19 protein-coding genes and 2 pseudogenes are annotated in these 17,797 nt (G+C 69.3%); 16 read left to right on the top strand and 5 right to left on the bottom strand.

Features of this window, described 5'->3' with window-relative positions; translation table 11 throughout:
* Nucleotides 1–52 precede the first annotated feature (52 nt).
* Both whiG and ACWGJ5_RS29210 read left to right on the top strand, forming a co-directional pair.
* Nucleotides 53–895 carry an RNA polymerase sigma factor WhiG gene (whiG, locus tag ACWGJ5_RS29215; RefSeq protein WP_453312639.1) on the top strand — a complete coding sequence of 281 codons (843 nt, stop codon included), beginning with the start codon at nucleotides 53–55 and terminating at the stop codon, nucleotides 893–895.
* A gap of 147 nt (nucleotides 896–1,042) precedes the next feature.
* A complete protein-coding gene (locus ACWGJ5_RS29210) occupies nucleotides 1,043–1,600 on the top strand; it encodes a TetR/AcrR family transcriptional regulator (protein WP_453312671.1) in 558 nt (185 codons plus the stop codon).
* Between the two features lie 183 nt (nucleotides 1,601–1,783).
* On the opposite strand, the gene ACWGJ5_RS29205 is transcribed toward ACWGJ5_RS29210, so the two are convergent.
* Nucleotides 1,784–2,371, bottom strand: a complete 588-nt coding sequence (locus ACWGJ5_RS29205; protein ID WP_453312638.1) for a murein hydrolase activator EnvC family protein — start codon at nucleotides 2,369–2,371, stop codon at nucleotides 1,784–1,786.
* A 273-nt stretch (nucleotides 2,372–2,644) separates the two neighbouring features.
* Here ACWGJ5_RS29205 and rpsB point away from each other — a divergent pair, with 273 nt between their 5' ends.
* The 6 genes from rpsB to ACWGJ5_RS29175 all read left to right on the top strand — a co-directional run bounded on the left by rpsB (nucleotide 2,645) and on the right by ACWGJ5_RS29175 (nucleotide 7,993).
* Entirely contained in the window at nucleotides 2,645–3,550 is a 906-nt protein-coding gene (gene rpsB, locus ACWGJ5_RS29200) for a 30S ribosomal protein S2 (RefSeq protein WP_453312637.1), read from the top strand.
* A 174-nt stretch (nucleotides 3,551–3,724) separates the two neighbouring features.
* Nucleotides 3,725–4,561 (top strand): translation elongation factor Ts, encoded by an 837-nt coding sequence (tsf, locus tag ACWGJ5_RS29195; protein ID WP_453312636.1) that lies wholly within the window; start codon nucleotides 3,725–3,727, stop codon nucleotides 4,559–4,561.
* Nucleotides 4,562–4,765: 204 nt separating this feature from the next.
* Nucleotides 4,766–5,524: a UMP kinase gene (gene pyrH / locus ACWGJ5_RS29190; protein ID WP_365718564.1), complete on the top strand. Its 759-nt coding sequence runs from the start codon at nucleotides 4,766–4,768 to the stop codon at nucleotides 5,522–5,524.
* A 175-nt stretch (nucleotides 5,525–5,699) separates the two neighbouring features.
* Complete coding sequence (gene frr / locus ACWGJ5_RS29185; RefSeq protein WP_228623033.1) at nucleotides 5,700–6,257, top strand: ribosome recycling factor; 558 nt, start codon at nucleotides 5,700–5,702, stop codon at nucleotides 6,255–6,257.
* A complete protein-coding gene (locus ACWGJ5_RS29180; protein WP_453312635.1) occupies nucleotides 6,257–7,420 on the top strand; it encodes a phosphatidate cytidylyltransferase in 1,164 nt (387 codons plus the stop codon). The genes frr and ACWGJ5_RS29180 overlap by 1 nt, the downstream gene beginning before the upstream one ends.
* A gap of 126 nt (nucleotides 7,421–7,546) precedes the next feature.
* Entirely contained in the window at nucleotides 7,547–7,993 is a 447-nt protein-coding gene (locus tag ACWGJ5_RS29175) for an SRPBCC family protein (protein WP_453312634.1), read from the top strand.
* Between the two features lie 20 nt (nucleotides 7,994–8,013).
* Here the strand turns inward: ACWGJ5_RS29175 and ACWGJ5_RS29170 are convergent, their stop codons facing one another.
* Entirely contained in the window at nucleotides 8,014–8,667 is a 654-nt protein-coding gene (locus tag ACWGJ5_RS29170; RefSeq protein ID WP_453312633.1) for a YceI family protein, read from the bottom strand.
* A 275-nt stretch (nucleotides 8,668–8,942) separates the two neighbouring features.
* Between ACWGJ5_RS29170 and ACWGJ5_RS29165 the strand changes: the two genes are divergently transcribed.
* Complete coding sequence (locus tag ACWGJ5_RS29165) at nucleotides 8,943–9,149, top strand: hypothetical protein (RefSeq protein WP_453312632.1); 207 nt, start codon at nucleotides 8,943–8,945, stop codon at nucleotides 9,147–9,149.
* A 364-nt stretch (nucleotides 9,150–9,513) separates the two neighbouring features.
* On the opposite strand, the pseudogene ACWGJ5_RS29160 reads toward ACWGJ5_RS29165, so the two are convergent.
* Nucleotides 9,514–9,808 (bottom strand): annotated as a pseudogene (locus ACWGJ5_RS29160) (hypothetical protein); the annotation flags it as partial.
* Between the two features lie 173 nt (nucleotides 9,809–9,981).
* Between ACWGJ5_RS29160 and ACWGJ5_RS29155 the strand changes: the two are divergent.
* The 3 genes and pseudogenes from ACWGJ5_RS29155 to ACWGJ5_RS29145 all read left to right on the top strand — a co-directional run bounded on the left by ACWGJ5_RS29155 (nucleotide 9,982) and on the right by ACWGJ5_RS29145 (nucleotide 11,481).
* Nucleotides 9,982–10,293: a hypothetical protein gene (locus ACWGJ5_RS29155; RefSeq protein ID WP_453312631.1), complete on the top strand. Its 312-nt coding sequence runs from the start codon at nucleotides 9,982–9,984 to the stop codon at nucleotides 10,291–10,293.
* A gap of 236 nt (nucleotides 10,294–10,529) precedes the next feature.
* Nucleotides 10,530–10,865 (top strand): annotated as a pseudogene (locus tag ACWGJ5_RS29150) (UTRA domain-containing protein); the annotation flags it as partial.
* Nucleotides 10,866–10,905: 40 nt separating this feature from the next.
* The gene (locus ACWGJ5_RS29145; protein WP_453312630.1) at nucleotides 10,906–11,481 is read left to right on the top strand and encodes a YdcF family protein; all 576 of its coding nucleotides are present in this window, start codon (nucleotides 10,906–10,908) and stop codon (nucleotides 11,479–11,481) included.
* 127 nt (nucleotides 11,482–11,608) lie between these two features.
* On the opposite strand, the gene ACWGJ5_RS29140 is transcribed toward ACWGJ5_RS29145, so the two are convergent.
* Both ACWGJ5_RS29140 and ACWGJ5_RS29135 read right to left on the bottom strand, forming a co-directional pair.
* Nucleotides 11,609–11,818 carry a hypothetical protein gene (locus ACWGJ5_RS29140; RefSeq protein WP_453312629.1) on the bottom strand — a complete coding sequence of 70 codons (210 nt, stop codon included), beginning with the start codon at nucleotides 11,816–11,818 and terminating at the stop codon, nucleotides 11,609–11,611.
* A gap of 195 nt (nucleotides 11,819–12,013) precedes the next feature.
* The gene (locus ACWGJ5_RS29135; RefSeq protein WP_453312628.1) at nucleotides 12,014–12,394 is read right to left on the bottom strand and encodes a nuclease-related domain-containing protein; all 381 of its coding nucleotides are present in this window, start codon (nucleotides 12,392–12,394) and stop codon (nucleotides 12,014–12,016) included.
* 257 nt (nucleotides 12,395–12,651) lie between these two features.
* On the opposite strand from ACWGJ5_RS29135, the gene rlmN reads away from it, so the two are divergent.
* The 4 genes from rlmN to ACWGJ5_RS29115 all read left to right on the top strand — a co-directional run bounded on the left by rlmN (nucleotide 12,652) and on the right by ACWGJ5_RS29115 (nucleotide 17,785).
* Nucleotides 12,652–13,758 carry a 23S rRNA (adenine(2503)-C(2))-methyltransferase RlmN gene (gene rlmN / locus ACWGJ5_RS29130; RefSeq protein ID WP_228623041.1) on the top strand — a complete coding sequence of 369 codons (1,107 nt, stop codon included), beginning with the start codon at nucleotides 12,652–12,654 and terminating at the stop codon, nucleotides 13,756–13,758.
* A 231-nt stretch (nucleotides 13,759–13,989) separates the two neighbouring features.
* Nucleotides 13,990–15,063 (top strand): thiamine ABC transporter substrate-binding protein, encoded by a 1,074-nt coding sequence (locus ACWGJ5_RS29125; RefSeq protein ID WP_453312627.1) that lies wholly within the window; start codon nucleotides 13,990–13,992, stop codon nucleotides 15,061–15,063.
* A gap of 44 nt (nucleotides 15,064–15,107) precedes the next feature.
* On the top strand, nucleotides 15,108–16,709 hold the full coding sequence (locus ACWGJ5_RS29120; RefSeq protein WP_453312670.1) for an ABC transporter permease: 1,602 nt from the start codon (nucleotides 15,108–15,110) through the stop codon (nucleotides 16,707–16,709).
* A gap of 56 nt (nucleotides 16,710–16,765) precedes the next feature.
* Nucleotides 16,766–17,785, top strand: coding sequence for an ABC transporter ATP-binding protein (locus ACWGJ5_RS29115; RefSeq protein ID WP_453312669.1), 1,020 nt, complete (start codon nucleotides 16,766–16,768; stop codon nucleotides 17,783–17,785).
* Nucleotides 17,786–17,797: the final 12 nt, after the last annotated feature.

The following is a 17,797-nucleotide window of genomic DNA, read 5'->3' as shown; positions in this document are numbered from 1 at the left end:
CCCACTCAGAGCACTTCACAGCACTTCACGGCAGAACGGCACAAGGCGACGAATGCCCCAGCACACCTCCGGGTCAGACCGGGCGGCGATCCCCCCAGCCGCCCGCGACGGTGGCAGCGTGCGGCCGCCCGCTCCCTCGACGCTCGACGAGCTGTGGCGGTCGTACAAGGAGACGGGGGACGACCGGCTGCGGGAACAGCTGATCCTGCACTACTCGCCGCTCGTGAAATACGTCGCGGGCCGGGTGAGCGTCGGCCTGCCGCCCAACGTCGAGCAGGCCGACTTCGTCTCCTCCGGCGTCTTCGGGCTGATCGACGCGATCGAGAAGTTCGACATCGACCGGGAGATCAAGTTCGAGACGTACGCGATCACCCGGATCCGGGGCGCGATGATCGACGAGCTGCGGGCGCTGGACTGGATCCCGAGGTCGGTGCGGCAGAAGGCGCGGAACGTGGAGCGGGCCTACGCCACGCTGGAGGCGCGGCTGCGGCGCACCCCGTCCGAGGGCGAGGTCGCCGCCGAGCTGGGCGTGGAGGTCGACGAACTCCACGCCGTGTTCAGCCAGTTGTCGCTGGCCAACGTGGTCGCGCTGGAGGAGCTGCTGCACGTCGGCAGCGAGGGCGGGGACCGGCTCAGCCTCATGGACACGCTGGAGGACACCGCCGCGGACAACCCCGTGGAGGTCGCCGAGGACCGGGAGCTGCGCCGCTTCCTGGCGCGGGCGATCAACACGCTGCCCGAGCGGGAGAAGACCGTGGTCACGCTGTACTACTACGAGGGGCTCACCCTCGCCGAGATCGGCAACGTCCTCGGGGTCACCGAGAGCCGGGTCAGCCAGATCCACACCAAGTCGGTGCTGCAGCTGCGGGCAAAGCTGGCGAGCTTCGGGCGCTGAGCGCGCGGGCCCGGGTGACCGGATCGGTGGTTCGGGTGACCGGATCGGTGGTTCGGGTGGTGCGGCCGGCGTCATGGGGAGAGCGGCTCCCGTTCGGGTGGGGGCGTCCGTAAAGTGGTTGACGTGCCAAGGATTCGAGCGGCCTCCGTGGCCGAGCACCGGTCGATGCAGCGAGCCGCCCTGCTGGACGCGGCCCGGTCGTTGTTGTCCGAGGGCGGGACGGAAGCGCTGACGTTTCCCGCGCTGGCCGAGCGGACCGGGCTGGCGCGCTCGTCCGTGTACGAGTACTTCCGGTCCCGGGCCGCGGTGGTCGAGGAGCTGTGCGAGGTCGACTTTCCGCTGTGGGCGGCGGAGGTGGCGGCCGCGATGGAGCGGGCCGCGTCCGCCGAGGGCAAGGTCGAGGCGTATGTGCGACAGCAACTGGCGCTGGTCGGGGACCGGCGGCACCGGGCGGTCGTCGCCATCTCCGCGAGTGAGCTGGACGCCGGGGCGCGGGAGAAGATCCGGGCGGCGCACGGCGGGCTCGTCACGATGATCGCCGAGGCGCTCGGGGAGATGGGGCATGAGCAGCCCCGGCTGGCGGCGATGTTGCTGCAGGGGGTTGTGGATGCGGCGGTGCGGCGGATCGAGCTGGGGGCGGCGGAGGATCCTGCGGCGGTCACGGATGCGGCCGTGGCCATGGCGCTGCGGGGTGTCAAGGGCTGAGGCTCGCTGCTGCCGGGGCGCGTCCCGGTACCTGCAGGGTGCCCTGTGCCGTCGCTGGGCGGGGGCGGGGTCGCTGACCGGCGCTGACAGGCTGCCTCCCCACTCTCGGTTTCGCTCGAGCGGGGGGACCCCCACCGTCCACCCATGCCGCCCCTAGCGGCACGACTGCCCGCAGCTACGCAGCTACGGCGGCAGCGGTACCCCCAGCACCGGCAGCAGTCTCGGTGGCCCTCTGTGCAGGAGCCACGGCGGCAGCAACGACAGCGGGTCCAGGTAGGAACGTCCGCGGCGCAGGCCCCAGTGGACGCACGTGGTGGGGCAGTGGGAGGCGGCCGTCGGTTCCAGCGTGCCCACCGTCTCTCCCGCCCTCACCTCGTCCCCCTTTCGCACCAACGCGGTCACCGGCTCATACGTCGTACGAAGATCCGTGCCCGTCAGGTCGACCGAGACGACCCCGCGTCCGGCCACCCGGCCCGCGAAGGCCACCCGGCCGGGTGCGACCGCCCGTACCCCGGAGCCGGGCGGTGCTGCCAGGTCCACGCCCCGGTGACCGGCGCCGTACACCGTCGCCGGCGGCTCCCAGCCCCGTAACACCAGGGGCCGGACGCCCACCGGCCAGGTGCGCGCGACAGCCGGGACCGGGGCGGCAGGGGGCGGTGCGGGGGCCGGGGACGGGGTGTCCGCCCAGGAGCGGCAGGGCGCCAGGGCGGCCGGTGCCAGGCCGAGGAGCACAACCATCGGCAGCAGGGCATATCGCATCGCTTCTCGCATGGGACAACCGTCCCGCACCCCCGCCGATCACGGCCGGACACTGTGGACAACTCACCGGTTGTGGACAGCGGCGTCACCCGGTGCCCCGGCGGTCCCGTACACTTCTTCTGGCGATCCGGGTCACCGGGTCGACTTCGCACGCCCCGACACCAGGCCGTCAAGCGGTCGGTGTCAGCGCCTCTCGGTCCTCAGCGGCAAGGCGCGTCGCGGGCGTCAGGCGCGGGAGCCGTCCGGCATCCGCGGCACAACCGAGAAACTCAAGGAGATACGGCCATGGCCGTCGTCACGATGCGGGAGCTGCTGGAGAGCGGCGTCCACTTCGGTCACCAGACCCGTCGCTGGAACCCGAAGATGAAGCGCTTCATCTTCACCGAGCGCAACGGCATCTACATCATCGACCTGCTCCAGTCGCTGTCGTACATCGACCGCGCCTACGAGTTCGTCAAGGAGACCGTCGCCCACGGCGGCACGGTCATGTTCGTCGGCACCAAGAAGCAGGCGCAGGAGGCCATCGCCGAGCAGGCCACCCGCGTCGGCATGCCCTACGTCAACCAGCGCTGGCTGGGCGGCATGCTCACCAACTTCTCGACCGTCTACAAGCGTCTGCAGCGCCTGAAGGAGCTCGAGCAGATCGACTTCGAGGACGTCGCCGCGTCCGGTCTGACCAAGAAGGAGCTTCTCGTGCTCTCGCGCGAGAAGGCCAAGCTGGAGAAGACCCTCGGCGGTATCCGCGAGATGCAGAAGGTGCCGAGCGCCGTCTGGATCGTGGACACCAAGAAGGAGCACATCGCCGTTGGTGAGGCCCGGAAGCTGAACATCCCGGTCGTCGCGATCCTCGACACCAACTGCGACCCCGACGAGGTCGACTACAAGATCCCGGGCAACGACGACGCGATCCGCTCCGTCACCCTGCTCACCCGTGTGATCGCCGACGCCGTCGCCGAGGGCCTCATCGCCCGCTCCGGCGTCGCCACCGGCGAGAAGGGCGAGAAGGCCGCGGGCGAGCCGCTCGCCGAGTGGGAGCGCGACCTGCTCGAGGGTGAGAAGAAGGACGAGGCTCCGGCTGCCGAGGCCGCCACCGAGCCCGCCGCCGAGGCCGCCACCGAGCCCGCCGCCGAGGCTGCTCCGGCCGAGGCTGCTCCGGCCGAGGAGAAGGCCGCCGAGGGCGAGCAGGCCTGACGTCAGCGTTGACGGCGGGGGTGGTACTGCATCCGACAGCGCCTTGGGCGCGGTGAAGTCCACCCCCGCTGTTCACCCGTAGGTCGGCACGACGTACGCGCTCCGCGGCTACATGTGGAACGCAACCGTGCGGATCTGAAGATCTCCCAGACTTCGAGAAAGACTCACAGACTCATGGCGAACTACACCGCCGCCGACGTCAAGAAGCTCCGTGAGCTCACCGGCGCCGGCATGATGGACTGCAAGAAGGCGCTCGACGAGGCCGAGGGCAACGTCGAGAAGGCCGTCGAGGCGCTGCGCATCAAGGGCCAGAAGGGCGTCGCCAAGCGCGAGGGCCGCTCCGCCGAGAACGGCGCCGTGGTCTCCATCATCGCCGACGACAACTCCACCGGCGTCCTGGTCGAGCTGAAGTGCGAGACGGACTTCGTCGCCAAGGGCGACAAGTTCCAGGCCGTCGCCAACAAGATCGCCGAGCACGTCGCCGCGAGCTCCCCGGCCGACCTCGAGGCCCTGCTGGCCTCCGAGATCGAGCCCGGCAAGACCGTCCAGGCGTTCGTGGACGAGGCCAACGCCAACCTCGGCGAGAAGATCGTCCTGGACCGCTTCGCGCAGTTCTCCGACGGCTTCGTGCTGGCCTACATGCACCGCACCATGCCCGACCTGCCCCCGCAGATCGGTGTCCTGGTCGAGCTCGACAAGCCGAACGCCGAGGTCGCCAAGGGCGTCGCCCAGCACATCGCCGCCTTCGCGCCGAAGTACCTCGCCAAGGAGGACGTGCCGGCCGACGTCGTCGAGTCCGAGCGCCGCATCGCCGAGGAGACCACCCGCGCCGAGGGCAAGCCCGAGGCCGCGATCGCCAAGATCGTCGAGGGTCGTCTCAACGGCTTCTTCAAGGACGCCACGCTGCTCGGCCAGCCGTACGCGCTGGACAACAAGAAGTCGGTCCAGAAGGTGCTGGACGAGGCCGGTGTCACCCTGAAGCGTTTCTCGCGCATCAAGGTCGGCATCTGAGCCCGTTCCGCGATCGACGCGCGACCCACGGGAAATTCTCGGTAGGGTCGACAGCAGTCGTCCGCGCACACCGCCACACCCCGGGGTGGGGCGGACGGCAGCAGATCTGACGAGGAGGCCATTGCCGCGCATGGGAGCGAAAAGCAACCCCATCGGCAATGGCCTTCTTCGTATGTGCAACACGTGAAAGAGGCGGGATCTCCCATGACCACCAAGGCCCAGAAGAGCGACGACGGCAAAGTACGCGGCCGGTTTCTGCTGAAGCTGTCCGGAGAGGCCTTCTCCGGTGGCGGGGGCCTGGGCGTGGACCCGGACGTGGTGCACAAGATCGCCCGGGAGATCGCGGCCGTCGTACGGGACGGCGCGGAGGTCGCGGTCGTCATCGGTGGCGGCAACTTCTTCCGCGGCGCCGAACTCCAGCAGCGCGGCATGGACCGAGCCCGCTCCGACTACATGGGCATGCTCGGCACCGTGATGAACTGCCTCGCCCTCCAGGACTTCCTGGAGAAGGAGGGCATCGACAGCCGGGTGCAGACCGCCATCACCATGGGCCAGGTCGCCGAGCCGTACATCCCGCTGCGCGCCGTGCGCCACCTGGAGAAGGGCCGCGTGGTCATCTTCGGCGCCGGTATGGGCATGCCGTACTTCTCCACCGACACCACCGCCGCCCAGCGCGCCCTGGAAATCGACGCCGAGGCGCTGCTCATGGGCAAGAACGGCGTGGACGGGGTCTACGACTCCGACCCCAAGACCAACCCGGACGCCGTCAAGTTCGACGCCCTCGGCTACGGCGAGGTCATCACCCGCGACCTTAAGGTCGCCGACGCCACCGCCATCACGCTGTGCCGCGACAACAAGCTCCCGATCCTCGTCTTCGAACTCCTCGCGGAGGGCAATATCGCCCGTGCCGTCAAGGGTGAGAAGATCGGCACGCTGGTGGGTGACCAGGGCAGCCGGGACTGACCCGGCATCAACCCGGCCGGAGGCGCGCGGCCCCGTAAGGGGGCCTGACCCTGGCCGGGGGATGGACAATGTCCTGCCGGTCGGGAACCGTGCAGGAAGAAGACGCGACGCAGCCGGCCGCCGCCCGTCAGAGGAACCGCAGCCGGGCCTTACTCAAGACACGCAGGAGCAAGTGGTGATCGAAGAGACCCTCCTCGAGGCCGAGGAGAAGATGGAGAAGGCCGTCGTGGTCGCCAAGGAGGACTTCGCCGCGATCCGCACCGGCCGTGCGCACCCGGCGATGTTCAACAAGATCGTGGCCGACTACTACGGTGCCCCGACGCCGATCAACCAGCTGGCCTCGTTCTCCGTGCCGGAGCCGCGCATGGCAGTCGTGACCCCGTTCGACAAGAGCGCGCTGCGCAACATCGAGCAGGCGATCCGCGACTCCGACCTGGGCGTCAACCCCAGCAACGACGGCAACATCATCCGGGTGGTGTTCCCCGAGCTGACCGAGGAACGCCGCCGTGAGTACATCAAGGTCGCCAAGGGCAAGGGCGAGGACGCGAAGATCTCGATCCGCTCCGTGCGCCGCAAGGCCAAGGACGCCATCGACAAGCTGATCAAGGACGGCGAGATCGGCGAGGACGAGGGCCGCCGTGCGGAGAAGGACCTCGACGACACCACGGCGAAGTACGTCGCCCAGGTGGACGAGCTCCTGAAGCACAAGGAATCGGAGCTGCTCGAAGTCTGATGAGCGACTCTTCCTGGGGGGCACCGCCGTCGGTGGGCCAGGCCGGGTACTGGGGGTCCGCCGCGGGCGGGCCTGCCCAGCCTGCCCCGGGGGCCGTCCCGGCGGGTCCCGCGTACGATGCGCCTGAGGCGCACCAGACTCGCCCCATGCCCATCGTGCCCGACGAACCCGCGTACGGCTCAGCCCAGGACGGCGACCGGGGGACCGCTCGGCGTAGCGGCTCCTTGTTCCAGGAATTCCAGGACGAGTTCCGCCCCGAGCCCCCGCAGGCCCGCACCCTCCCGGCCGAGAACCAGAATCCGGAGCCCATGCCCGACGCCCACCAGCCGGCCCCAGCGCCGCAGAAGAAGAGCGCGGGCCGTGACCTGAGCGCGGCCATAGGCGTCGGGGTCGGGCTCGGTGTGGTGATCGTCGCCTCCCTGTTCGTCAAGAAGGCCGTCTTCGTCGGTGTGATCGCGGTCGCCGTCGTCGTCGGCCTGTGGGAGCTGACCAGCAGGCTGCGGGAACGCAAGGAGATCAAGGCGCCGCTGGTGCCGCTGGCGGTCGGCGGTGCGGCGATGGTGGTCGCGGGGTATGTGCGCGGCGCCGAGGGCGCGTGGGTCGCGATGGCGTTGACCGCGCTGGCGGTTCTGGTCTGGCGCATGACGGAGTCGCCGGAGGGCTATCTCAAGGACGTCACGGCGGGCGTGTTCGCGGCGTTCTACGTGCCCTTCCTGGCCACGTTCGTGGCGATGATGCTGACCGCGTCCGACGGACCCTGGCGGGTCCTCACCTTCCTCCTCCTGACGGTCGTGAGCGACACCGGCGCGTACGCGGTCGGCTGGCGGTTCGGCAGGCACAAGCTGGCACCGCGCATCAGCCCCGGCAAGACCCGCGAGGGCCTGGCGGGCGCGGTGCTGTTCGCGATGGTCGCGGGCGCGCTGTGCATGGAGTTCCTGATCGACGACGGCGCCTGGTGGCAGGGCCTGCTGCTGGGCCTCGCGGTGGCGGCCAGCGCCACGCTGGGCGACCTCGGCGAATCCATGATCAAGCGCGACCTGGGCATCAAGGACATGGGCACCTTGCTCCCCGGCCACGGGGGCATCATGGACCGCCTCGACTCTTTGCTTCCCACTGCGCCGGTGGTGTGGTTGCTGCTGGTGGTGTTCGTCGGCTCCGCGTGAGCGTCGTGTCGTACGGCTTCCGGGCCCCCGTCCTGTCCGAGGGCGGGGGCCTTCGGCATTGGTCGTACGGCACTGGCGGTGGGACGATGCTGGATGTAAGCCCCCTATCCGGAAAAGGAGGCCGTCATGTCCGCCTTCCATGAAGAGATCGACGTCGACCGGTCTCCCGGCGAGGTCTGGGCGTATCTCAGCGACCCGTCCCACCTGCCGGAGTGGCAGAAGAGTGCGGTGTCGGTCGAGCAGCTCGACGACAGCCCCTTCGGACTCGGGTCCCGGATCCGGATCACCCGCCACGTCGGCCGCCGCGACGTCCCGCTGACCATGCGGGTCACCGAGTTCGAGCCACCGCGCTCATGGAGCATGCGGGGCACCGACGGTCCGGTCCGGGGAAAGGTCCACGGCGAGGTCACCCCGCTTCCCGACGGCCGTACCCGCGTGACCATGGACCTGGACTTCGAGGGCCACGGTCTCGGCAGGGTGCTGATCCCCCTCGTCGTACGCCCCCAGGTCCGCAGGGAACTGCCGGAGAACGAGCGGCTGCTCAAGGAGCGGCTGGAGCACACCGCCGCCTAGGCCCCGTCGCCGGGCGTTTCTCAGGTGGCCCGGATTGCGGCGATGTCGAACTGGAGGCGGACCTTCTCGCTCACCATGGCCCCGCCCTGGGCCAGCCGGGCGTCGTAGGTCAGCCCCCAGTCCGAGCGGTTGATCGTGGTGGTGCCGTCGAAGCCGACCCGCTCGTCACCGAACGCGTCGATGACATGACCGATGTAGGTGAGTTCCACGTCGACGGGGCGGGTGGTGTCCTTGATCGTGAGATCGCCGGTCATGCGGTAGACGTCCTCGCCCTCGAGCCGTACGGCCGTGCTGGTGAAGGTCATCCGTGGGTGCGCGCCGGCGTCCAGGAACTGCCGGCCGATCAGGTGCGCGTCGCGCTGCTCGACACCCGTGTCGACGCTGGCCGTGTACAGCACGATGTCGGCCCGGGAGCGGGCCGGGTCGCGGCCGTCGAAGTAGAGGCGGCTCTCGTACTCGCTGAAGGCTCCCCGCACCGTCGTCACCATCGCGTGCCGTACGGAGAACCCGATCCTGCTGTGTGCCGGATCGATCAGCCACTCGCCGGTGAGGCCCGCCAGATCGGGATCGGGCAGAACGGCGGTGGCACGGGCCACCGGCGCGGCGGTCGCCACGGGAGCGGCGGCGGACGGCTGCGCGCGCCGGTGGGAGGAGTTGCGGCCGAAAAGGTTCATGCTTCATGTGGTTAACGCCAGGCCGAGGGGCGAGACAAGGTCCGACCAGGAAACCCGACCGTTCGTCAGCAGAACTTCACAGCCCACCGGAGCTCTCAGAGGCCACCCCATCGGATCTCCGACACCGGTGGAGCCAGTCAGCTTTAAGCGCTAATTTCCGATTTGGGCTGTTGACGTCATGCCTGCGGCATATGACGATATGCGGAACAGCGAGCGCCGAACCGTCGCCCTGTGAACCGCGCGGCGCTCCCGTCCCGACCCGAAGGAGGGCGGCAATGAAGACAGTCCGGAGGCGCATGCCGGGCAAGAAATCGGCGGTGGCGGTAATGATTCTTGGGGCGACCCTCCTGGTCGCTCCGACCGCGACCGCCGCCACCGAGAGCCCGAAGCCCCAGAGCCCCAGCCTCGACCGCTGCATTCACAGCGCTGGTCCGGCGGGGCGCTTCTATTACCCGGGCTTCGCCAACGTCCCCTGCATCTGAGTGGCACATCGGACCAGGAGGGCTCAGCCGCGCTCGGCTGAGCCCTCCCCCGTATCGGGCGGCCACCGTGCGAGCCATGTGCTTCCAGCGACCGGGCCGTCTCTGGGTCGTCAGTCCGCATTCTCGATCGCTTGTCGTGCTGCGGCTGTGAAAGCGGTGCGTCTCGACAGGCGCATCGTGGCATCAGGGGCCTGCTCGGGATCGCACGATTTCACAGCCTTCCGACTCTCGCCCGGTCGAGTCGCTTGAGAGCCGTCAGGCCTTCGCTGATCTCCGGGCCCATCGCGTCGTCCACGTTCTGCGGCGGTACGAGTCTCCACATCTCGTTGATCGCGAACCGTGTTTCAAGGGCTACTTGGCGCTCTCACGGAACATGTGATCGACGGCCTTCGTCGTCCGTCCGTTCCCGACTGGACGGCATGAGGTGCGTGTACACCCGAAGCGTCAGCACCGGGTCGGTGTGTCCCAGGTACTGGCCGACGGCCGTGACGCTCTCCCCGGCGTCCGGCGTCCGGCGTCCGGCGTCCGGCGTCCGGCGGAACGGAGGCGTGGGAGTGCCTCGGCGTGCGCATGCCGTGCCGGCGTGCCGACTCGTACTTGCCGTCGGGCCCGGCATCGGGGATGAGGCCGGCGGCAGCAAGCGCGGGTTTCCACTCCTGGACGGTCAGCCGTCAGGCGACCAGTGCACTATGTTGAACGCGTTCAAATCTAGGGCTCGGACATGGGGGCAGGGATGGGGGCAGGGGTGGGGGCAGCCGGCAGACTTGCGTACATCCTGAGGCGAATGGGGCGGTGTGTGCTCATATACGTGCTCCTCCACACCGCAGCGTGGGTGGTCATCTCGCAGACCGTCTGGTGGAAAGACAGCTTCCTGGCGATCATGACGCTGGGCATGGACATGCTGCTGATCATCGGCATTCCAACCCTGTTCATCGCCATTTTCGCGGTCTGGGTCCACAGCCGGATGGAGACGGTCCGGTTCCGTGTGCTGCTTGCCCTTCCGCTGGTCGTCTGTGCTTGTCCCCTCCTTGCGAGCAGCGCCGGCGAACCTCTGGCGTTCCAGGCCATGGCTCAGATCGCATTCGCGGCACTGGTCCCCACGCCGTTCTTCCCCGCGGGGTGGCTCGAAGAGGCCACGCGGTGAATCGGGCGACGCTGGACCTCAGCAGCCGGTCGACCGGGGCTCAGTGCCGGTTGGCCGACGTTGCCGCATCCCCGTGATCGACCTGACAAGGAGCGATGGCGACCAGGTCGGCTACATGATCATGCGCTCCGGTACGAGCGGGCCGGCGACATCGACGCCTCGGCTGCGGAAGGCGTTGGCAGCGGACGGCCTGGTCACTTCGTCCCGAGGTCACGGCACTGTCGTGCGGCAACAGCGAGCAGCCAACGCACACGCTGACCAGCTACTACCGGCCCGAGCACGTTGAGGCAACGCGTCTGGTCGACCCGACGCCGGGCCCGGCCGGTCGAGGCGGCGGATTTCGCGTGCTGTACGACGCGGGTTACGAGATCGATCACATGAAGGAAGAACTCCTTGCCCGCGCCCCCAGCCCCGACGAAGTGAAGTTCCTGCAACTGCCACCCGGTGAAGCCGTCGTGGAGCTGCACCGGACGACCTGTACGGCCGACGGTACGGTGGTCGAGTTCGCCATCGGGGTGCACGCGGCTTCACGCTTCGCGTGGGAGTACGACTTCAAGGTCCCCGACTGGGCTTCAAGGTCCCCGACTCGGCGAAGGACCGGGAAGGCCAGCAGTGATCACGGCACAGGAATGGGCGGACACACGGCGCCTGTGGGGCTACCACCAGATGGGCCGCGCGCCCCGGCCGTGCTCGGTCGCCATCGGACTCGGCAGCCACGACCTGGGGGTGGCCGATGCTGCGGTCGACCTGTACAAGCGCGGCATGGCTCCACTGCTCGTGTTCACCGGGGCCGCCAGCCCCACGACGCGGGAGCGCATGCCCCGAGGCGAAGCCGTTCACTACCGAGAGCGGGCGCTTGAGCTTGGCGTTCCCAGCTCAGCCGTGCTTGTGGAGCCGCGTGCTCGGAACACGGGCGAAAATATCCGCTTCTCCCGAGAGGCATTGGAAGAGGCCGGCGTCGACGTCTCCGCTGTCCTGCTGATCAGCAAGCCGTACGAGGAGAGGCGCGCCTACGCCACCGCGCGCAAACTGTGGCCCGAAGTTGAGATCATCAGCGCTTCCAGCCCGATGACGCTGGACGAATACGTCGACTCCATCGGTGACGCCCGTTTGGTGATCGACATGCTCGTGGGGGCGCTACAGCGACTGCTGATCCATCCGGAGCAGGGCTTCATGATCAGCCAGTGACTGTCAGGTCCCTCACGAACGGCCCTTGGGGGCGTGCCCGACGGGTCGGCACAGTCCTTGCGAATCTCCTGGCTACGCTCGCGCCAGAGCGCCCCGCGGCGCGTGGCTGCGGGGCGCCTTGTGGGGTTCAGTCGATCTTCTGCCCGTCGTACGTACCGCCCTTGCAGGTGTTGTCCGTCAGATCGGCCGTTCCGCCACCCTGCTTGCACTGAGAAGGGGTGACGTAGGATGGGGCGCCCTGTGCGGTGGCGGCGGTGGCTGTGGCGGCGCCTGAGAGGCCGAGTCCGGCGAGGGCTGCCGTGGCGATGACGGCGGCGAGGATTCGTCGAATGCGCATTTGGTTCCCCTTTCACGGATTGCCTCGGTTGGGGCCACTAGCCAGCTTGATCTTCACCCATGCGGGTGGCATGTGATGTTGCGCCATTCGGGTGACAGTGCTGTCGGGTGCGGGTGCGGGTGCGGGTGCGGGTGCGGGTGCGGTGACGCGACCCGTCGGACAGGCCCTAACCGGCCCAGGTTCGGGCATCCCGCGCTACCTGGTAGATACCTGTTCAACCTTGAGCACGAGGACCCGTGGGTTCGCGTTCTTGATCGTCAGCTTCGCCGCGTCCACTACCGAGATCACCGGACGGACAGGAACGTCACCTTCGCAGTGGCGAGAGAGGACCCGCGATACGCGGCGCGCCTCGGACTCGCTGATTGCGATGTGGCGGGTCGTGGCCCCGTTGACCGTGATGGCGGTGTCGCCGTACCAAACGGCCTTCCCCGGGTGGCGTTTCGAGTTGATGGAGAAGACGCCGGCGGGGCCAATGGCAAGGTGGTCGATGTCCGCGCCGCTCGCCCACTGAACGGCATGCAGGGCCGTCGTGGGCCTGGCGAGCGGACGCCTGAAGATTCGTGGTGCCAGGTCCACGGCAGCCTGAATGGCCGCCTCGATGTCTTCGTGGCGGCAGCACGTAGCGCCATGGACGATCTACTCCGCGTGGGTGGGCCGGAACGATAGACAGTGGCAGCTCAGCCAGGGCGCACGGACCCATCGGCTGGGCCGTTCCTGGGCCGTTCCTGGGCCGTCCGATGCCGCTCAGTGACGACCGGTGACGCCTGCTGACGACAGTCGTGGCCTGCGGCACCCGCAGACCACCCATTTGGATCTGCGACACTGGTAAGGCCATGCCTAAGCCCGGAGAACTCACTTTCGTCGCCCCGCGCGGTGCTCAGAAGCCGCCGCGGCATCTTGCCGACCTCACCCCCGCCGAGCGCAAGGACGCGGTGGCCGAGATCGGTGAGAAGCCGTTTCGTGCCAAGCAGCTCGCGCAGCACTACTTCGCGCGGTACGCACACGACCCGGAGCAGTGGACCGACATCCCCGCCGGATCGCGTGCCAAGCTCCAGGACGCACTGTTCCCCGAGCTGATGACCGTCGTCCGGCATCTGTCGACCGACCAGGGGACGACCCGCAAGACGCTGTGGCGGCTGTTCGACGGGACCCTCGTGGAGTCGGTGCTGATGCGGTACCCGGACCGGGTCACCATGTGCATCAGCTCGCAGGCGGGGTGTGGGATGAACTGCCCGTTCTGCGCGACCGGACAGGCGGGGCTCGACCGGAACCTGTCCACCGCCGAGATCGTGCATCAGATCGTCGACGGGATGCGGGCGCTGCGGGACGGGGAGGTGCCCGGTGGGCCTGCCCGGCTCTCCAACATCGTCTTCATGGGCATGGGCGAGCCGCTCGCCAACTACAAGCGGGTCGTGGGTGCCATCCGGGCGCTGACCGATCCGGCTCCGGACGGGCTGGGACTGTCCCAGCGCGGCATCACCGTGTCCACCGTCGGGCTCGTGCCGGCCATCCACCGGTTCGCCGACGAGGGCTTCAAGTGCCGGCTCGCGATCTCCCTGCACGCCCCCGACGACGAACTCCGCGACACCCTCGTCCCCGTCAACACCCGCTGGAAGGTGCGCGAGGTGCTGGACGCCGGGTTCGAGTACGTCGAGAAGAGCGGGCGCCGGCTGTCCATCGAGTACGCGCTCATCCGCGACATCAACGACCAGGCGTGGCGGGGAGACCGGCTCGGGCGGCTGCTCAGGGGCAAGCCCGTGCACGTCAATCTCATTCCGCTGAACCCGACGCCGGGCTCGAAGTGGACCGCCTCGCGGCCCGAGGACGAGAAGGCGTTCGTCGAGGCCATCGCCGCCCATGGTGTGCCCGTCACCGTCCGGGACACCCGTGGCCAGGAGATCGACGGAGCCTGTGGTCAGCTCGCGGCCACCGAGCGGTAGTCTGGGCCGGTCCACATATCTTCATATCCAGACACCTTCATATTCCGACAGGGGAGCGCCACAGCGCTGAGAGTGCGGCGGACAGGGCCGCAGACCCTCTGAACCTCGCCCAGGTCATTCTGGGTAGGGAGTTCGGTCATCACTCAAGCTGTTGCGCCCTGCCCGGGTCCTTTCCGTAAGCGACCCGGGCGGGGCCGCGTCTCTTCCTGGCCAACCCCAGGAGGACATCCAGTGCAGAACAAGACCTTCGTGGCCGTGGCGGTCGGGCTCGGCCTGATCACGCTGTCCGCGTGCGGATCGACGGACGCCAAGTCGTCAGCGGACTCCAAGTCCGTGACCCTGGTCAGCCACGACTCGTGGGCCGTGTCCAAGAACGTGCTCCAGGACTTCGAGAAGAAGACCGGGTACAAGGTCCACGTCCTCAAGGACGGCGACGCCGGGCAGGCCGTCAACAAGGCGATCCTGACCAAGGACAACCCGCAGGGCGACGTCTTCTTCGGCGTCGACAACACCCTGCTGTCCCGTGCCCTCGACAACGGCCTCTTCCAGCCGTACACCGCCAAGGGCCTCGACAAGACCGGCGCCGCCTACCAGCTCGACAAGGACAGGCACCGGGTCACGCCGATCGACTACGGCGACATCTGCGTCAACTACGACAAGAAGTACTTCGCCGACCACCGTCTGACTCCGCCGCAGACGTTCGCCGACCTGGCCAAGCCGCAGTACAAGAACCTCCTCGTCACCGAGAACGCCGCCACCTCCTCGCCGGGCCTCGGCTTCCTGCTCGGCAGCGCCGCCCAGTTCGGCGACAACAGCTGGCAGGGCTACTGGAAGAAGCTCAAGGCCAACGGCGTCAAGGTCGTCGACGGCTGGGAACAGGCCTACTACCAGGAGTTCTCCGGTTCGTCGGAGGGCAGGAAGGCCGGCGGTGACCGGCCGCTCGTCGTGTCGTACGCCTCCTCACCGCCCGCCGAGGTCATCTACGCCAAGAAGCGGCCCGGCACGGCCCCGACCGGGGTGTCGTACGGCACGTGCTTCCGGCAGATCGAGTTCGCCGGGCTGCTCGGCAACGCCCGGAACCCCAAGGGCGCAAAGGCGTTCATCGACTTCCTGGTCTCCAAGGAGTTCCAGGAGGACATGCCGCTGAACATGTACGTCTACCCGGTCGTGCAGGGCGCGAAGGTGCCCGCCGAGTTCACCGAGTACGGCAAGGCCGCCGGGCACCCCGAGACCATGGCCCCCGGCAAGATCGCCGCCAACCGTGACCAGTGGGTCAAGTCGTGGACCTCGCTCGTACTGAAGTAGCGCCCCGGAAGGGCCGTACGGGGAGCGCGGCGCGGCTCGGGCTGATGGCCCTGCCCGTCGCGTTCTTCGCGCTGTTCTTCGCCTGGCCCGTGGCCGCGATCGTCGCGCGCGGCCTGAAGGCCGACGGTGTCTGGCAGTTGGGGCGGATCGCGGAGGTGGTCACGCAGCCGGACATCCGGCATGTGCTGTGGTTCACCACCTGGCAGGCGCTTGCCTCCACCGCGCTCACCCTGCTGTTCGCACTGCCCGCGGCGTACGTCTTCGCCCGTCTCGACTTCCCCGGCAAGCAGGTGCTGCGGGCCGTCGTCACCGTGCCGTTCGTGCTGCCGACCGTCGTCGCCGGGAGCGCGTTCCTCGCCCTCGTCGGGCACGGCGGGCTGCTCGACGAACTGTGGGGCGTACGGCTGGACACCACGGTCTGGGCGATCCTGCTGGCGCACGTCTTCTTCAACTACGCGGTCGTCGTACGGACCGTGGGCGGGCTGTGGTCCCAGCTCGACCCCCGGCAGGAGGAGGCCGCCCGCATGCTCGGCGCGTCTCCGCTCGGTGCCTGGCGCAGAGTCACCCTCCCGGCCCTCGCGCCCGCCGTGGCCGCCGCCGCGCTGATGGTGTTCCTGTTCACCTTCACCTCCTTCGGCGTCGTCCAGATCCTCGGCGGCCCCACCTTCTCCACCCTCGAAGTGGAGATCTACCGGCAGACCTCCGAGGTCTTCGACCTCTCCACGGCCGCCGTCCTCACCCTCGTCCAGTTCGCCGCCGTCGGCGCGATCCTCGCCGTGCACGCCTGGACGGTACGGCGCCGGGAGGCCGCGCTGCGACTGGTCGACCCCAGGGCGACCGCCCGCCGCCCGCGCGGCACCGGGCAGTGGGCCCTGCTCGCCGGCGTCCTCGTCACCGTCGCGCTGCTGCTCGTCCTGCCCCTCGCCGTTCTCGTCCGCCGCTCCCTGGACGCGCCGGGCTTCGGCTACTACCGGGCCCTGACGAACGCGGACGGCGGTACGTTCCTGGTGGCGCCGGTGCACGCGGTGTGGACCTCTGTGCAGTACGCCGTCGCCGCCACCGCCATCGCCGTCGTGATCGGAGGTCTCGCCGCCGCCGCGCTGGCCCGCCGGGACGCCGGACGGCTGGTCCGGGGCTTCGACGCGCTGCTGATGCTGCCGCTCGGCGTCTCCGCCGTGACCGTCGGCTTCGGCTTCCTGATCGCCCTCGACAAGCCGCCGCTGGATCTCAGACAGTCCTGGATCCTCGTCCCGCTCGCCCAGGCGCTGGTCGGCGCCCCGTTCGTCGTACGGACCATGCTGCCCGTGCTGCGTGCGGTGGACGCACGGCTCCGGGAGGCCGCCGCCGTGCTCGGGGCCTCGCCCTGGCGGGTGTGGCGGGAGGTCGATCTGCCGATGGTGCGGCGGGCGCTGCTGGTCGCGGCAGGGTTCGCGTTCGCCGTCTCGCTCGGAGAGTTCGGGGCGACCGTGTTCATCGCCCGGCCCGACAACCCCACGCTTCCGGTCGCCGTGGCCCGGCTGCTCAGCCGCCCCGGAGACCTCAACTACGGCCAGGCGATGGCCCTTTCGACCATCCTGATGGTGGTGTGCGCCGTCGCGCTGCTGCTCCTGGAGCGGCTGCGCACCGACCGGACGGGGGAGTTCTGATGCCGCTGACCGAACGGGGGAGTCCCGATGCCGCTGACCGGACCGGGAAGTTCTCGATGCTGCTGAGCCTCGATGCCGCGACCGTGCGCTTCGGCGGGCGGGCCGTGCTCGACGCGGTCGATCTCGACGTCGCCGAGCACGAGGTGGTGTGTGTGCTGGGCCCCAGCGGCAGCGGCAAGTCGACCCTGCTGCGGGCGGTCGCCGGGCTCCAGCCCCTGTCCGACGGCCGGGTCCTGCTCGACGGCCGCGACCAGTCGGGCGTGCCCGCGCACAAGCGGGGCGTCGGCCTGATGTTCCAGGACCACCAGCTCTTCCCGCAGCGGGACGTCGGCGCGAACGTGGCCTTCGGGCTGCGCATGCACGGCGTCGCCAAGGGGCAACGGGACGCCGAGGTCGGGCAGTTGCTGGATCTGGTAGGGCTGCCCGGGGCCGCCCGGCGGGCCGTGGCCGCCCTGTCCGGCGGCGAGCAGCAGCGCGTGGCCCTCGCCCGGGCGCTCGCCCCCAGGCCCCGGATTCTCATGCTGGACGAGCCGCTCGGCCAGCTCGACCGCTCGCTGCGCGAACGCCTGGTGGTCGAACTGCGGGAGGTTTTCGGCCGGTTGGGCACCACCGTGCTCGCCGTGACCCACGACCAGGGCGAGGCGTTCGCGCTGGCCGACCGGGTGGTGGTGATGCGGGACGGGCGGATCGCGCAGTCCGGCACGCCGCTTCAGGTGTGGCAGCGGCCCGCCGGCGCCTTCGTGGCCCGCTTCCTCGGTTTCGACAACGTGGTCCCGGCGACCGTCGCCGGTACGGTCGCCGACAGCCCCTGGGGCAAGCTGCCCGTCCCCGACGGTTCCCCGCAGGGCAGCCGCACGCTGCTGGTCCGGCCGGCCGGAGTACGGCTCGTGCCGGCCGACGGCGGCCTGGCCTGCACGGTGACCGCGCGCACCTTCAAGGGCACCCATGTCGCCGTACACCTCCAGCCGGGGGACGGGCCGCGCCTGGAGGCGGCCTGCGCGCTGCGGGAGGCACCCGAGGTCGGGGACGGGGTGGGCGTGGAGTTCGACGCGGCCGAAATCGTCGTGCTCGACTGATCGGCGCGCCCC

It is taken from the genome of Streptomyces sp. NPDC054783, from assembly GCF_053611725.1.
The sequence above is the reverse complement of the archived record's forward strand: the minus strand, read 5'-3'. Positions and strand labels throughout refer to the sequence as shown.